We start from the raw sequence: 14,378 nt of genomic DNA on the forward strand, positions 1-14,378 counted from the left end.
CGTTTATTCCTCTCTCCAGTACAGGAGCCGGCCGAGCGTGTCGTCGAGCCGGACCACGGCGGTGAGCGTCTTCTGGACGCTGCCCGCCTCTCCCACGGATTTGATGGTGAAAGTCTGGCTCTTGTCACCCACGAGCCGGTTGTTGTTCGCCGCGTTGCGGTTCACCGAGGGGTTGACGCTCGGGTTGATGGGCACCCCGGCGGCGGCGACGATGTTGACGAAGTCCGCCACGGACATGCCCATGAAGCTGAACATGCGCGCGGTGCGAATCTGGGTAATCAGCTCCTGGATGAACACCGGGTCCTGGAGCCGCGGGTCCGGCTTCGTCTGATCCGCCACGGACAGGATGGCCATGTACATCATCATCGGATCATCCGTGTTGATGTTGGGCCGGGAGTTGATGTCCGGGTAGACGGTGAGCCGGTCGCGGAACGCGGCCATGAAGCGGTCCGTCACCCCGTGCACCCGGTAGAGCTCATCCAGGCTGTCGAAGCGGGCGTTCTTCGGCTCGTAGCGCGGCTCGAACCGGTCGTAGTGCATGCCCTCGTCGGCGAAGCCGGAGGCGAACGGGTTGACGGGGTCCACCAGGTTGAGGCCCGACTGTCCCTCGTCCTCGTCCACCCAGTCCTTGAGCGCGATGACGACGTCCTTGGGCGTGACGCGCACCTTGTTGGAGTCCTCCTTCTCGAAGAGGAACTCGAAGCGCTTGTCGCCAAACAGGTCCATCATGCGCGCCGCGGTGGGCAGCGCATCCGTGGCCAGCGACGAGAGCCGGTGCACGTTGAGCTTCTCCTCCTCGTCGCTGATGCTCGCGAGGAAGCAGCCCTCGAAGCCGCCGAAGGAGCGCCGGATGGGGGCCGCGGACAGCTCCGCGCCCGCGCCCTCGCTCTCGTCCATCTGGAAGTTCGAGTCCTGGGCGGGCGCGCCCTCCGCGGAGGTGTCGCTGTTCACCAGCCCCTTGAGCATGTGGCAGTCCACACGCGCCAGCTTCCAGAGCTGGATGTTGAGCGAGGAGGCGCTCGGCGCGCCCGCGGCGGGCGCGGCGCCGCCCAGGGCCGCCTGCATCATCCCGCCGAGGTTCGGAATGGGTGTCTGGTCCACCTGCCGCTGGAAGCGCAGGAGGAGCCGGCCGAGCGCGATGCCGGAGCGCGCCATGTAGAAGGCCCGCACCTCGTCGCGCTGGTTGGCCGCCAGCTGCAGGTCCACCCGGGTGTTGTAGGCGAACTCGGTGGCCACCACCGTGAGCAGGGTGATGGAGACGACGGCGATGATGAGCGCCACGCCGCGCGTGCGCTGGGCCCTGGAGGCCTTCTGGGAGAAGTGTCCGCGCATCAGAACCTCGGCAGCTCCGTGTTCAACATGATCCGGGCCTGGGTGGTGTAACGCGCTTCCTTGCCGTTTTCGTCCAGGGCCGTCACGGTGATGCGCACCCGGGTGGGCAGGATGGACTTGCGCTCATTGCGGCGCGTGTCCCACTCGTCCTCCCACTCCTTGCGCTCGGAGTCCCAGTAGGCGAACTCCACCTTCTTTACGCCCTCGAAGAGCACGTCCGTGGTGCCCCCGCGGTCCATCCGCTCGCCGATGTTGGGGTTCACCCGCCGCTTCAGGTCCTGCCGGCCCCGTGCCGTCTTCTCCGTGGAGTTCTCCACGAAGTACTCCACCACCGCCTGGTCGGACTCCTTGGAGTCCGTGTAGAGGCGCTGGTGCGAGAAGGTGGTGAACAGCAGCCGGTCCTCCTCGCCCACGAAGTTGGTGGGCCGGTCGTTGGCGTCCCGGTAGCGCTTCGGGTCATACCGGTCGCTGACGAACGCCGAGCCCACCTCGCGCGCCATGCGGTTGAGCGCGATGCGCACCATGCGGTAGCGCTCCGCCTCGCCCTCCACCAGCTCCTTGGCGCGGAAGCCCGTCTGGAAGGCCATGGACACGATGGTGCCGATGAGCGCGGTGATGGCCACCGCCACCATCACCTCCATCAGCGTGAAGCCCCGGAGCGCGCGCCTCATCGGATGGCCCCCTGGTTCGGCAAGGAGGGATTGCCATTCGGGTTGAGGCCACCCGGGTTGATGCCGCCGGGGTTGGTGCCGCCCGGGTTGGTGCCCGTGGCGCTGCCGTTGCGGTCCGAGCCCGGCCCCAGCGACACCATGTGCGTCACCACGTCGATGCTCTCCACCTGGTTGCCTTCCTTCCAGGTGACGGTGAGGTGCACCTCGCGCACGGCCTTGGTGAGCTGGTCCACCATCTGGGTGAACATGGGCTGCGCCATGCCCATGGCCATGCCCGCCATGCCCCCGCCGGCCGGCGTCTGGCCACTGGGCAGGTTGGTGCCCTGGCCGTCCTTGCCCGAGGAGCCACCAAACATGGCACCCAGGCCGCCCAGGTCTCCCATGTCACCGATGGGCAGGTTGAAGATGGCGCCGATGAGCTGGTCGGGCGAGACGCCGTCCGTCTTGGGCGCGATGATCTTCGCGCGCCACTTGAAGCGGGGCCAGCCCTCCTCGGAGAAGTCGCCGGACTCCTCGTCATCGTCCACGGAGAAGCCGTCGTCGTAGAGCTGCTGCTCCAGGTCCGTCATCTTCGAGCGGGCCAGGAGCGAGGCCACCGTGAGGTGCTTGCTGTAGACGTGGTTGGAGACCGCGCCGGAGTTGAGATCGAAGATGGCCATGAGCGCCAGGGCCAGGATGGCCAGCGCCACGACGGTCTCCAGCAGGGTGAAGCCGCGGGTGCGCTTCATGACTTGGGCACCTCCAGCTCCTCTCCCGCCACCATCACCTTGCCGGTGAGTGGCGAGAGGCTGAGCGTCCAGACGTTGTCCCCCTGGCGCACGTACACCTGGGCCTTCTCCGTGTAGCCCTGGGGGAAGAAGTAGAGGTAGGCCACGCCCTCGTCCACCGGCTCCTTCTGCTGGCGCGTCCACACCGAGAGGCTCACGCTGCTGGGCAGCTCCCGCGGCGCCAGCTCCTCGCTGGTGTAGCTGGAGAAGCGCGCGGCCTCCTCCACCCGGTTCTGCTCCTGCGCCATCAGCTCCTGGAGGCTCGGGGCCCCGCCGCTGTTGGAGGAGGTGAAGTTGCGCCGCTCGTCGGCGCCGTAGCGGGCCTCGTCCTCGCGCGAGCGGTTCTCCGTCTTGAGGGCCTCGTCCCGGTCGCGCGCCGTGGTGACGCCGCCCGCGGCGCACTCGGCGTGGTAGCGCACCACCTCCTCGCTCTTGGGGTTGGGCAGCTCGAACACCAACCGGCACGTCTTCCCCGACAGCGCGGCCGTGTCGTAGAGCGAGCGGATGATGCCCGCCAGCTCCGCCGCGGCCGCCTTGGCCTTGCTGCCGGTGATGGCGCCCACGCTCGTCACCACCGCGGAGAAGAGCACCGCGGCGATGAGCAGCGCGATGGCGATCTCGATGAGCGTCAGCCCGCGCTCGGCACGTCTCATGGCCGCGTCTCCTCGAGCCCGCCGCTGGTGACATCCGCGGCGTCTCCCTCGCCCCCCGGCACCCCGTCCGAGCCATAGGAGACGATGCCGGCGCGCGCGTCGTTCATCCGGTACACGTACGGGTTGCCCCACGGGTCCATGGGCGGGGTGTCCATCACCTTGGCCTGGATGAGCGGGGTGAAGCCCTCGGCCTCGGTGGGAAAGCGCCCCGTGGCGCGGTGGAAGGCCTGGAAGTAGCCCTCCAGGCGGCGAATCTGCGCCCGCGCCCGGCGCTGCTTCTGGCCCAGGGCGTCATCCTGCGTCAGGTACACCAGCCCGAAGGCCAGCGCCGTGCCGAGGAAGAAGACGATGGCGAGCGCGATCCGCCCGACCCGGGCCGGGTGGGCCGTGCTCACGGGGGGCTGGGGGGAGACGTGCTCGGCCATGGCCATGGGTCCTCCGTGCCTACTTGCCGGCCGGGTTCGCGTCGCGCGACGAGATGTCCGCGTCCTGGCCCTCGCCGCCCGCGGTGCCGTCGCCACCGTAGGAGATGATGACGGGCTTGCCGCCCTCGTTCAGGTACACGTACTCGTTGTTCCAAGGGTCTCTCGGGATGGCCTCCAGCGCTTGGATTTCCACGAGGCCCCGCAGGCCCGTGGCCGTGTCGGGGTAGTTGCCCTTCTTCGTGTAGTAGAGCTTGAGCGCGTTCTGGATGCTCTTGATGTCCAGCTCGGCGCGGTCCCGGCGGGCCTGGTTGAGCTGGGGGATGACCGCCACGCCCACCGCCGCGGCGATGAGGCCGAGGATGGTGATAACGACCATGATTTCGATCAGGGTCATGCCGCGGTTGCGGCGGCGGCGCTGCTGCTTCTTCGTCGTCGTGTCCATCATGTCCCTCGATTGACTTTCTGGCAGACGCTGGCGGTCTGCCCATGCCTTTGTGTCAAAAGTCTCAACAGTGCCGCGCTCAGGGCTCGCCGCGGGGGGCGGCCGGAGCGCTGGCCTGCGAGTCCGAAGCGTACAGCGCGGCACCCACCCCCAGCAGGGCCGCCGCCAGGGCCAGCAGGGCCGCCAGGGTGACGCCTTGGACCCACCTGTTGAGCGTGTCGTTCATTGCCGCGCCTCTTACCGGATGGCCGAGTTCACCTGCAGGATGGGCATCAGGATCGAGAAGGCGACGAATGCAATCACCGCGCCCATGAACACGATGAGGATGGGCTCGAGCAGCGAGGTGAGGGCGCCGATGCGCACGTCCACCTGCGTCTCGTAGCTGTCCGCCACCGAGAACAGCATCTCCTCCAGCTGGCCGGAGCGCTCGCCGATGGCGACCATGTGGTAGACGAGCGGGGGGAACTCCCCCGAGCGCTTGAGCGGGTTGGCGATGCTCTCGCCCTCGCGGATGGCGTCCCTCGCCTTCTCCACCACGTCCGAGAGCACCGAGTTGGTGATGACCGCCTTGACGATGTCCATGGCGGCCAGGAGCGGCACGCCGCTCTTGAGCAGCGTGGCCAGCGTGCGCGCGAAGCGCGAGATGGCCAGCAGCCGCACGAGGCTGCCGAACACGGGCGCCTTGAGCGCGAACCGGTCCCAGATGGGCTTGCCGCGCGGGCTGCGCAGGAATGCCACCAGCCCGAAGATGCCCAGGCCCAGGGTGGGGAAGATGAGGAACCACCAGTTCTGCAGGAAGTTGCTCACCGCGATGAGCACCCGCGTGGTGAAGGGCAGGGTGGCGTTCATCGTCTCGAAGATCTTCGTCACCTTCGGCACGACGATGGTCATCAGCAGCACGAGGATGCCGCCGCCCACCACCAGCATGATGGCGGGGTAGAGCATGGTGCCGACGATCTTCTGGCGCAGCTTGGCCTGGCCCTCGGTGAAGTCCGCCAGCCGCTGGAGCACCGTGTCCAGCGCGCCCGAGGCCTCGCCGGCGCGCACCATGTTCACGTAGAGCGAGCCGAACACCTTCTGGTGCTGGCCCAGCGCGTCGGCGAGCGAGGAGCCCTCGTTCACCCGCTGCTTGATGTCGGACAGGATGCGCTTGAAGCGCTCCTTCTCCACCTGGTCCACCAGCGCGGTGAGCGACTCCACCAGGGTGACGCCCGCGCTCAGCAGCGTGGCGAGCTGGCGCGTGGTGATGGCGATGTCCTCGGTGGTGACACGGCCGCGCGCCACCTTGCGCAGGTCGATGTCACGCTCGGCGAGCGCGGCGCCCGCGCCCTTGCGCACCGCGCCCCGGCTGCCCTCGGCCTGGCCGAGCACGTCCGTGAGGAAGATGCCATCCTTGCGCAGCTGGCTGCGCAGGGTCTTGGGCGAGTCTGCCTCCAAGAGCCCCTTGATGGTTTTCCCCGCGCTGTTGAGACCTCTGTACTCGAAGACCGGCATGTGTGGCTCACCCCCGGCCCCTTCCCGTAGGAGGGGAGGCGGTTAGATGTCCTCCTGCGTGATGCTGAGGACCTCGGCGATGGTTGTCTCTCCCAGGGCCACCTTGCGCGCGCCGTCATCCAGCAGGGTGAGCATCCCCTTGCTCATGGCGGACTTCTTGATGGTGGACGCGTCCACGTTCTTGAGCACCAGCTGGCGCACGTCGTCATCCACCAGCAGGAACTCGTAGATGCCCGTGCGGCCGCGGTAGCCCGTGCGGTTGCAGTTGGGGCAGCCCGTGGCCTTGTAGATGCGGTCCACGCCGTAGCGCTCCTTGAAGGAAGCGCGCGTGTGGGCCAGCTCCTTGAGCTCCACGTCGTCGGTGGAGGTGGGCACGCGGCAGTCCGGGCACACGCGGCGCACCAGGCGCTGGGCCAGGATGGCGGTGAGCGAGGAGGCCACGAGGAAGGGCTCCACGCCCATGTCCACCAGACGCGTGACGGCGCCCGCCGCGTCGTTGGTGTGCACCGTGGAGAGCACCAGGTGGCCCGTGAGCGATGCCTGGATGGCGATCTCCGCCGTCTCCTTGTCGCGGATTTCGCCGACCATGATGACGTCCGGGTCCTGGCGGAGGAAGGAGCGCAGGCCCTGGGCGAAGGTGAGGCCAATCTTCGGGCTGATGGCCATCTGGCCAATGCCCTTGAGCTGGTACTCGACCGGGTCCTCGACGGTGAGGATGTTGAGGTCCGGGGTATTGATTTTCGACAGCGCGCCGTAGAGCGTCGTCGTCTTGCCGGAGCCCGTGGGGCCCGTCACCAGGATGATGCCGTGCGAGCGCTTGATGACGGCGCTGATCCCCGAGAGCGTGTGCTGGCTCATGCCGATCTCGGCCAGGTCCAGCAGCGTCGCGGTCTTGTCCAGCAGACGCATGACGATGCGCTCACCGAACGTGGTGGGGATGGTGGACAGACGGATGTCGATGTCGCGGCCGGCGAGCTTGATGCGGATGCGGCCGTCCTGGGGCAGGCGCTTCTCGGCGATGTTGAGCTGCCCCATCACCTTCACGCGGCTGACGATGGAGTTCTGGTAGCGCTTGGGCGGCTTGATGACCTCCTGCAGCACGCCGTCCACGCGGAAGCGCACCAGCAGTTCGCGCTCCATGGGCTCGATGTGGATATCGCTCGCGCGCTCCTTGGCGGCGCGGAAGAGGATGGAGTTGACCAGCCGGATGACGGGCGCTTCGTCGTCCGTGTCGAGCAGGTCCTTGGGCTCCTCCAACTCGTGCGCGAGCGAGTCGAGGTCCGCCTCCTCCATCTCGTCCACGAGCTGCTCGGCCTCGTTGATGGACCGGTCGTAGACGGCGTTGATGGCATCCACGATGGTGGAGCCCAGCGCGATGCGCGGGCTGACGTTCAGGCCGAGCAGCAGCCGGGCGTTGTCCAGCACCGCGGTGTCCAGCGGGTCCGCCACGGCGATGATGACCGTCTCGTCCTCGAGGGCGAGCGGCAGGAGCTTCGCCTGCTTGGCGAAGTTGATGGGCACGCGCTTGACGAGCTCCGGGTCCACCTCGTCCACGAAGATGCGCTGGAGGAAGGGCAGGTCGAGCTGGGTGCCCAGCGCCTTGGCCACGTCGTCCTCGGTGACCGCCTTGAGCCCCACGAGCACTTCACCGATGCGGCCACCCTTCTCCGCCTGGACGGCGAGCGCCTCCTGGAGCTTCTCCGCGGAGAGCGAGGCGGTGGCCTGGAGAATCTCACCCAGCGGGCGGCCGGACAGGTAGGCCTGGCTGTGCGCGACGATCTGCGTGGCGTCGTTGCGCGACGCACTGGGGGCCGGCGTGGGGGCTGGAAGGGTGGGATCGGTGGTCAGGCTCATGGGGATTACTCGCCCTCTCCCGTGTCAGGCTGGATGCGCAGTTGTTCCGGGGATTCGGGAGGGGGCGTTGACCCTTCTGAACCCGGGGGAGAGGACGCGGCTTCCCGCACCTCCGTCCCCACCGGCAGGCCCTCCGAGGCCCCGGGAGCCTGCCCGCCCGGCGAGGGCGGGTTCGCGGGGGGAGAGGCGGGGGCCTCGCTCGCGGGGGTGATGACGCGCTCGCCCGCGGCGCCGGGGCCGCCGTTCTCCGCCTTCTGCTGCTCGCGGAGCACCGTCTGGTTCATGCGCGACAGGGGGCCCGGCTTGCGGCTGAAGTCGATGGGCACCTGGTAGCCCGGCACCTGGCCGTAGAACTGCTCCACGAACTGCTGCCGCTCCTTCATCTTGCGCTCGAAGATGGTCCGGAAGTCGCTCTGGTTGCGGATGATGTAGGGCGTCAGGAACAGGAGCAGGTTCGTCTTCGTCTTGCGGCGCGTGGTCTCCCGGAACAGGTGGCCCAGCAGGGGGATGTCGCCCAGCACGGGCACCTTGGAGACGCTCTCGATGGTGCGGTCCTGCATGATGCCGCCGATGACGACCGTCTCCTGGTCCTTGGCCACCACCGTCGTCTTCGCGCTGCGCTTGGAGGTGGTGGGGCCGAGCACGGGATCGCTGGAAGCAATTTCCTCCGTCTGCTCGGTGATGACCATGCGGATGAAGTCGCTCTCGTTGATCTGCGGCTTGACGGTGAGCTTCAGCTCCACGTTCTGGCGGGTGATGGGGGCAAACGAGGAGCCCAGGCCGAGCAGCGCGCTGCTCAGGCCGCCGTTGGCGCCGCCGGAGATGCCGCCGATGTTGCCGATGCTGCCGCCCAGCGAGGTGGGGGAGAAGCCGGCCTGGAAGGGCACGTTCTGGCCCACGGTGATTTCCGCCTCCTCATTGTCGCTGGTGAGCAGGTGCGGGGTGGACAGCACGTTCACGTCCGAGTTCTGCTGGAGCGCGTGCAGCACCACGCCGAAGGCCGGCACGTCGATGCCCAGGTTCTTCAGCTCGGGGATGACGGGGCCCTGCAGGCCCGCGAGGAAGCCGCCCAGGTTCACCAGCGAGCCCAGGCTCAAGGAGGGCGGGGCGCCCTGCTTGGTGTACTTCGTGCCGACGATGCCCGTGGCGGGCCCGTCGCTGGTGTCCAGCTTGTAGCCGGAGTGGACGTTGATGCCGAACTCGGAGTTGCGGTCGAGGTTGACCTCCATGATGACCGCCTCGACGAACACCTGGCGGCGCGGGATGTCGAGCTTCTCGATGACGCGGACGATGTTCTTGTAGTCCGCCTGGCTGGCGACGATGACGAGCGAGTTGGTGGCCTTGTCGGCCGACACCTTCACCTCGCCGGAGAACAGCTCGGCGGCCACGGCCGAGTTCTGGCGCGGCACGCCCGGGGGCTGCTGCTGGGGCGTGGTGCGCGGCCGGTTGGCGGTGCCCTGCGCCAGCGTCTGCAGCGTGCTGGCCAGCTCTTCCGAGTCCGCGTTCTCCAGCGGGTAGACGTTGATGCGGCCCCCGGAGTCGGTGGGGATGTCCACCTCCTTGACGATCTCCTGGATGCGGTCGAACGCGCCCGGGCTGGCCACGATGATGAGCTTGTTGGTGCGCTCATCCGGGATGATTTGCGAGAGCGTCACCGGGCCGTTGCTCTCCCCGCCGCCCTGGGACATGTCGGGCGGCACGCCGCCCGGGCTGGGGCTGTTGAAGCTGCCCGGGCGCTGGCCGGGGCGGCTCGCCTTGGACTCGAAGAGCTTCTGCACCGTGCCGGCCACTTCCTGGGCGCTGGCGTACTGCACCTGGATGATGCGCATCTCGTCGCTGGCGGAGCGGGCATCCAGCTGGTTGATGATGCGCTCCAGGCGGTGCATGTTGGAGCCCACGTCGTTGACGATGATGGTGTCCGGCGGGTACGGGATGGTGTCGCCATCCTTCGACACGAGCTGCTGGAGCACCCCGCGCAAGGGCTCCACCTCCACGTGCTGGATGCGGAAGAGCTTCGTCACCATCTGCTCGTTGGTGGTGTAGGCCGTGTCCCCGTCGATGATGGTGGGGATGGGGTTCTGCTTGGCCGAGCGCTTGTCGACGATCTTCAGGAAGCGGCCGTGCGGGTAGACCGACAGCCCGTTGGCGTCGAGGGCCGCCAGGAACGCGGCGTAGAACGAGTCGGCGTCCACCTCCACGCGGCCATTCTCCGGGCCGATGATGGAGATCTTCCCGCGCACGTTCTCCGGAAGGATGAACGTCTTGCACGTGGCATCCGACACCGTCTGCACCAGCTTCTCGATGTCCACCTTGTCGAAGTAGATGCCGTAGCGGGCGCGGCGCCGGGCCTCCTCGCAGCTGGGGGTGGAGCGCACGGTGGCGGAGGTGCCCTCGCCCGTGGCCGTCGCCTGCGGGGCGATCTGCCGCTCCCCGGCGGTGTCGGGGTTGGTGTTTTGCGAGAGGGGGCGGCGCTGGGCCCAAGCGGGCGGGGTGGCCAGCACCAGGCACAGAAGGAGCGACCAGGACGGGAGCGTCTTCATTGTCGGAAAGGGCGTACGCTGCGGGGGTTAACGAACGTTGTACGTCTTGCGGATCGGCGCTCCGTTGCGCTCGATCTCGATCTCGATGCGGCCGGCTTCCTTCAGCTTGGAGTAGACCTCCAGGGCCTTCTCGGGGCTGTTGAGCTCGAAGCCGTTGATGCGGCGGATGACGTCCCCATTCTGGACGCCGATCTTCGAATAGATGGAGTCCGGGCGGATGGAGAAGAGCTTGAAGCCCTGCGCCTGGCCGTCCTTGAAGGCCGGCACGATGCGCGCCTGCATCGCCACCTCGTTGAGGTTCGACAGGGTGCGGTCGATCTCCGTGCGGGGCACCTCGTACTCGTTCTCGCCCGTGGAGCGGATGCCGTTGCCCAGGCCGTTGTTGGGAGGGCCCGCGGGGGGGGCCGTGGCCACGGCCGGGGGCGGGTAGGTGGGCACCGGCGCGGCGCCATCGCCCGGCTGCCCGTCGATGAACTCCCGGCGGCCATTGTTGATGATGATGACGCGCTCGCGAAGGATGTCCGTCACCTCGGCGCCCTGGATGCGGTCACCCACCATGTACGTCTGCGAGCGCTGGGTGCCCATGTCCTGCACGGACGCGAAGGACCAGAGCTTGTCGGCGGCCACCAGCGTGCCCAGGAGCTTCACCCGCAGGCCGCTCTTCACGGGCTCGGCGTTCTCGTCCACGGGCGGGGCCGAGGAGGGCTCCTGAACGGCGACCTCGGGCTCGGGGATCTTGATGCCCGTGAGCCGCGAGAGGGTCTCCATGTCCAGCATGGCTTGCTGGGTGGCCGCGTGGGTCCGCTGCGGCATGCGTGCCATCTGCTCCGAGCCGAGGCCGGGTGCGATGGCGGATTCCACGAACAGGTTCGCCGTGCGCGCCACCATCCAGGCGACGAGCAAGATGAACACCAGGTTCACGGTCCAGAAGTATTTGCGAAAGAAGAGTTCCATCACGCGTCCAGAAGGGCTGCCCGTCATTGAGCAAGCCAAGTGCCACCCCTGGGGCGGCGTGAAACCGGTGGCCTACGGCCAAGTGCCCGGAATTATTCCAGCAGTGGGCCCCCTCGGCTGCCCGGGGGCAATGGGCGGGGACCGCGTGGACAATTTGTCAAAGCCGGTGGGGGCATCGCCTGACGGGCTGTCAGTCGGCGGTGCCGGGGACGCGGGGCTCCTCGGGCCCTAGACCTTCACGCTCCGGTCCCCCGGAGGACTCCCGCTCCAGCTTGCGGTAGATGGTGCGCGCGGCGATGCCCAGCAGCCGGGCGGCCAGCGTCTTGTCGCCCTTGGTGTGCCGCAGCGTCTCGTGGATGACCCGGCGCTCGACTTCCTCCATGGGGGTGCCAATGGGGATGACGAGCTGGCCGGCCGAGCCCAGGGGCCCCTTGCGGACGCTCTCGGGCAAGTCGCTGGCCTCCAGCGCCTCGCCCTTGGCCAGCACCACCGCGCGCTCGACGGCGTGCTCGAGTTCCCGCACGTTGCCCGGCCAGGCATAGTTCTCGAGGATCTGCAGGGCCTCGGGGGAGAAGCCGCGCACCGTCTTGCCGTTCTTGGCGGCGAAGCGGCGCAGGAAGGCATCGGCCAGCAGCGGAATGTCCTCGCGGCGCGAGGCGAGCGCCGGCACGCGCACCTCCACCACGTTCAGGCGGTAGTAGAGGTCCTCGCGGAAGCGCCCCTCGGCGACCTCCTTCTGGAGATCCTTGTTGGTGGCGGCCACCAGCCGCACGTCCACCTTCACCGTCTGGGTGCCGCCCAGCCGCTCGATTTCGCCCTCCTGGAGCACGCGCAGCAGCTTCACCTGCGCGGACAGGGGCATCTCGCCCACCTCGTCCAGGAAGAGGGTGCCCCCGTGGGCGCGCTCGAAGCGGCCCTCGCGGCGGGCCACCGCGCCGGTGTAGGCGCCGCGCTCCACGCCGAAGAGCTCGGCTTCGAGGATGCTCTCGGGCAGGGCGGCGCAGTTGACGGCGATGAAGGCCGTCTTGGCGCGGGAGGAGTGCTCGTGCAGGGCGCGCGCGGCCAGCTCCTTGCCGGTGCCGGACTCCCCCATGAGGAGCACGGTGGCGGTGGAGGGGGCCGCCTGGCGCAGCGTGTCCATCATGGCGCGGAAGGCGGGGGCCAGGCCCACCATGGCCTTGCCGCCCGAGGCGCCCATCTCGGCGAGCTTCGCCTTGAGGACCTTGTTCTCGGCGACGAGGGCCTGCTTCTCCAGGGCTTTCTGCACGGCCTTCACCAGCGCGTGGCGCTTGAGCGGCTTGGTGATGAAGTCGTAGGCGCCATCCTTCATGGCGGCCACGGCCGTCTCCACGGTGCCGTAGGCCGTCATGAGCACCACCTCCACGTCGGGGCGGATGGTGCGCGAGGCCTTGAGCAGCTCCTGCCCATCCATGCCGGGCATCATCAGGTCCGTCACCATGACGCTGACCTCCGGCTTGCGCAGAAGCTCCAGCGCTTCGGTGCCGTTGGAGGCGCAGTGCGTGGCAAGCCCCTCGCGTTGAAAGATGCGGGCGACGGAGTCGAGATTGGCGCGGTCGTCGTCGACGACCAGAACCGTGGCGGTGGTCATGGATGGAAGGCCTCCCAACAGGGCCCTGCAATCCTTATTCCCACCGGGGCTACAGGCCGAACGGATAGGTGTCGGGGGCGTCCTCCTCCTCGTGCCCGGCGTCCGCGTCCAGGGGCTGGAGGGCCCACGTCTCGTCGCAATGCACCACGGCATCGAACTGCGCGGGCAGGTCGGCCAGGAAGTAGTGGCTCCAGCGCTCCGTGCGGGGGGCGTACACCACGCCGATGGCGCGCTCCAGCCGCCGCTCGCGCAGGCCCGAGGCGGCCTCGCCCAGGTCCTTCGTGCGCAGCAGGAAGCGCCCGAGGTCCACCTCGTGGAACAGGTGCTCGTAGCTGCCGGGCAGGGCGGGGCGGATCTTCCGGCGCACCCCGGGCCCATCCCACTCGTGGGCCGCGAGGACGGTGCCCGTGTACGTGGTGAAGCCCACGTTGTAGGTGGCCCGGCCGTGCCGCTGCCGCAAAAGCTGGCCCAGGTTCAGCTCCCCCTGGTCTCCGAGCTGCGTGGCGCGCGCATCCCCCAGGTGGGAGTTGTGGGCCCACACCACCAGCTTCGCGGGCCGTCCCGTCTTCTGGGTCAGGTGTCCGGCGAGCGCGTCCGCCGCGTCCGCCATGTGGGTGTCGCGCAGGTTCCAGCTCTCGTGGCGGCCCGCGTACATCGCCCGGTAGTAGGCCTCCGCGTTCCGGGCCAGCCGGGCGTTCTGCTCGGCGAAGAAGCGCGCGTCCACGTCCCGGGCGTGGAGGGGCGGGCGCCGCTGCAGCTCCAGGAGCTGCGCCACGGCCTTGGCCTCACAGGGGCTGGCCCGGCCCGAGGCCACGGCGTGCCCGTAATGCTGGGGATCATCTCCGAAGCGCTCGAAGCAGGCATAGCGCTCGCGCGCCCGTTGGGCCGCCTCGGGGTCCACCTGCTCCAGGTAGTCCACCACCGCGCGCATCGAGGCATGCAGGCTGTAGAGATCCAACCCGTAGAAGCCCGCCTGGCGCTCCGGAGGCTGGGAGGCGTTGTGATTCCGCAGCCAGCGCACCAGCTCCACGGTGTCCTGGTTGCGCCACATCCACCGGGGGAAGCGCTGGAAGTCTCCCAGCGCGCGCTCCTCGTCCGGGTCGTCTCCCTCGCCATGGACGAAGGCGTTGACGCGCAGGGCGTCCGGCCAGTCCGCCTCCACCGCCACGGCGGTGAAGCCGTGCTCGGCAATCAACCGGCGGGTGAGGGCCGCGCGCAGCGCATAGAATTCATGGGTTCCGTGGGTCGCCTCGCCCAGCAGGACGAAGCGCGCATCGCCGATGCCCTCGATCAGCGCATCCAGATCCGCGGCGGCACCCGTCAGCGGCACGGCCGCCGAGCGCACGCCGTTGAGCAAGTCCTGCGAGATGTCTGGCTCATCGAAGAGGGGGACCATGCCCACAAGGTGGGCAGGATGCAGCATGCCGCCCAGTCACCGGGAGCCAGCAGGCACGGGTCCAGGCAAGCACTCAGGCCCTCTCTCTTCTCCCCGGCGGATGGGGTCCGGAAGCGGGTGCGGCACGGCTGTATTCACGGATTGTCAATTTCATTGTGACACCGGCTGTTTTATCGAGTTCATTGCCTCACGCCGTATCCTCGACACTCCGAAGCTCCCCCCCAAGAGAGTGAAGAGAACG

General features: G+C 68.5%; 13 protein-coding genes. All 13 read right to left on the reverse strand.

Going from position 1 to position 14,378, the window contains the following annotated elements; genetic code table 11:
• Positions 1–3: 3 nt before the first annotated feature.
• A complete protein-coding gene (locus KY661_RS13880; protein WP_225410650.1) occupies positions 4–1,332 on the reverse strand; it encodes a type II secretion system minor pseudopilin in 1,329 nt (442 codons plus the stop codon).
• Complete coding sequence (locus KY661_RS13885) at positions 1,332–2,003, reverse strand: type II secretion system protein GspJ (RefSeq protein WP_075010422.1); 672 nt, start codon at positions 2,001–2,003, stop codon at positions 1,332–1,334. The genes KY661_RS13880 and KY661_RS13885 overlap by 1 nt, the downstream gene beginning before the upstream one ends.
• Positions 2,000–2,731 (reverse strand): prepilin-type N-terminal cleavage/methylation domain-containing protein, encoded by a 732-nt coding sequence (locus tag KY661_RS13890; protein ID WP_225410651.1) that lies wholly within the window; start codon positions 2,729–2,731, stop codon positions 2,000–2,002. Before KY661_RS13890 ends, KY661_RS13885 begins: the two co-directional genes overlap by 4 nt.
• Positions 2,728–3,423, reverse strand: a complete 696-nt coding sequence (locus KY661_RS13895; RefSeq protein ID WP_075010424.1) for a pilus assembly FimT family protein — start codon at positions 3,421–3,423, stop codon at positions 2,728–2,730. The genes KY661_RS13890 and KY661_RS13895 overlap by 4 nt, the downstream gene beginning before the upstream one ends.
• Positions 3,420–3,854, reverse strand: coding sequence for a type II secretion system protein GspG (locus KY661_RS13900; RefSeq protein WP_225410652.1), 435 nt, complete (start codon positions 3,852–3,854; stop codon positions 3,420–3,422). Before KY661_RS13900 ends, KY661_RS13895 begins: the two co-directional genes overlap by 4 nt.
• 13 nt (positions 3,855–3,867) lie before the next feature.
• Positions 3,868–4,293 carry a type II secretion system major pseudopilin GspG gene (gene gspG / locus KY661_RS13905; RefSeq protein ID WP_398577186.1) on the reverse strand — a complete coding sequence of 142 codons (426 nt, stop codon included), beginning with the start codon at positions 4,291–4,293 and terminating at the stop codon, positions 3,868–3,870.
• Between the two features lie 76 nt (positions 4,294–4,369).
• Positions 4,370–4,516, reverse strand: coding sequence for a hypothetical protein (locus KY661_RS13910; RefSeq protein ID WP_225410653.1), 147 nt, complete (start codon positions 4,514–4,516; stop codon positions 4,370–4,372).
• Positions 4,517–4,527: 11 nt separating this feature from the next.
• Entirely contained in the window at positions 4,528–5,784 is a 1,257-nt protein-coding gene (gspF, locus tag KY661_RS13915; RefSeq protein ID WP_225410654.1) for a type II secretion system inner membrane protein GspF, read from the reverse strand.
• A gap of 42 nt (positions 5,785–5,826) precedes the next feature.
• Positions 5,827–7,638: a type II secretion system ATPase GspE gene (gene gspE, locus KY661_RS13920; RefSeq protein ID WP_225410655.1), complete on the reverse strand. Its 1,812-nt coding sequence runs from the start codon at positions 7,636–7,638 to the stop codon at positions 5,827–5,829.
• 5 nt (positions 7,639–7,643) lie between these two features.
• Positions 7,644–10,178 carry a type II secretion system secretin GspD gene (gspD, locus tag KY661_RS13925; protein ID WP_225410656.1) on the reverse strand — a complete coding sequence of 845 codons (2,535 nt, stop codon included), beginning with the start codon at positions 10,176–10,178 and terminating at the stop codon, positions 7,644–7,646.
• Positions 10,179–10,205: 27 nt separating this feature from the next.
• Entirely contained in the window at positions 10,206–11,132 is a 927-nt protein-coding gene (gene gspC, locus KY661_RS13930; RefSeq protein ID WP_225410657.1) for a type II secretion system protein GspC, read from the reverse strand.
• A gap of 190 nt (positions 11,133–11,322) precedes the next feature.
• Positions 11,323–12,741 carry a sigma-54-dependent transcriptional regulator gene (locus KY661_RS13935; RefSeq protein WP_075010430.1) on the reverse strand — a complete coding sequence of 473 codons (1,419 nt, stop codon included), beginning with the start codon at positions 12,739–12,741 and terminating at the stop codon, positions 11,323–11,325.
• A 49-nt stretch (positions 12,742–12,790) separates the two neighbouring features.
• Positions 12,791–14,164, reverse strand: coding sequence for an erythromycin esterase family protein (locus KY661_RS13940; RefSeq protein ID WP_225410658.1), 1,374 nt, complete (start codon positions 14,162–14,164; stop codon positions 12,791–12,793).
• Positions 14,165–14,378 lie beyond the last annotated feature (214 nt).

The organism is Allostigmatella hybrida, assembly GCF_020103775.1.
Lineage (GTDB): Bacteria > Myxococcota > Myxococcia > Myxococcales > Myxococcaceae > Hyalangium > Hyalangium aurantiaca.

What these genes read in the sequence shown, in the direction of transcription:
- KY661_RS13880 (WP_225410650.1), bottom strand. Translation starts at nt 1,332, where the DNA reads ATGCGCGGACACTTCTCCCAGAAGGCCTCCAGGGCCCAGCGCACGCGC.
- KY661_RS13885 (WP_075010422.1), bottom strand. Translation starts at nt 2,003, where the DNA reads ATGAGGCGCGCGCTCCGGGGCTTCACGCTGATGGAGGTGATGGTGGCG.
- KY661_RS13890 (WP_225410651.1), bottom strand. Translation starts at nt 2,731, where the DNA reads ATGAAGCGCACCCGCGGCTTCACCCTGCTGGAGACCGTCGTGGCGCTG.
- KY661_RS13895 (WP_075010424.1), bottom strand. Translation starts at nt 3,423, where the DNA reads ATGAGACGTGCCGAGCGCGGGCTGACGCTCATCGAGATCGCCATCGCG.
- KY661_RS13900 (WP_225410652.1), bottom strand. Translation starts at nt 3,854, where the DNA reads ATGGCCATGGCCGAGCACGTCTCCCCCCAGCCCCCCGTGAGCACGGCC.
- gspG (WP_398577186.1), bottom strand. Translation starts at nt 4,293, where the DNA reads ATGATGGACACGACGACGAAGAAGCAGCAGCGCCGCCGCCGCAACCGC.
- KY661_RS13910 (WP_225410653.1), bottom strand. Translation starts at nt 4,516, where the DNA reads ATGAACGACACGCTCAACAGGTGGGTCCAAGGCGTCACCCTGGCGGCC.
- gspF (WP_225410654.1), bottom strand. Translation starts at nt 5,784, where the DNA reads ATGCCGGTCTTCGAGTACAGAGGTCTCAACAGCGCGGGGAAAACCATC.
- gspE (WP_225410655.1), bottom strand. Translation starts at nt 7,638, where the DNA reads ATGAGCCTGACCACCGATCCCACCCTTCCAGCCCCCACGCCGGCCCCC.
- gspD (WP_225410656.1), bottom strand. Translation starts at nt 10,178, where the DNA reads ATGAAGACGCTCCCGTCCTGGTCGCTCCTTCTGTGCCTGGTGCTGGCC.
- gspC (WP_225410657.1), bottom strand. Translation starts at nt 11,132, where the DNA reads ATGGAACTCTTCTTTCGCAAATACTTCTGGACCGTGAACCTGGTGTTC.
- KY661_RS13935 (WP_075010430.1), bottom strand. Translation starts at nt 12,741, where the DNA reads ATGACCACCGCCACGGTTCTGGTCGTCGACGACGACCGCGCCAATCTC.
- KY661_RS13940 (WP_225410658.1), bottom strand. Translation starts at nt 14,164, where the DNA reads ATGCTGCATCCTGCCCACCTTGTGGGCATGGTCCCCCTCTTCGATGAG.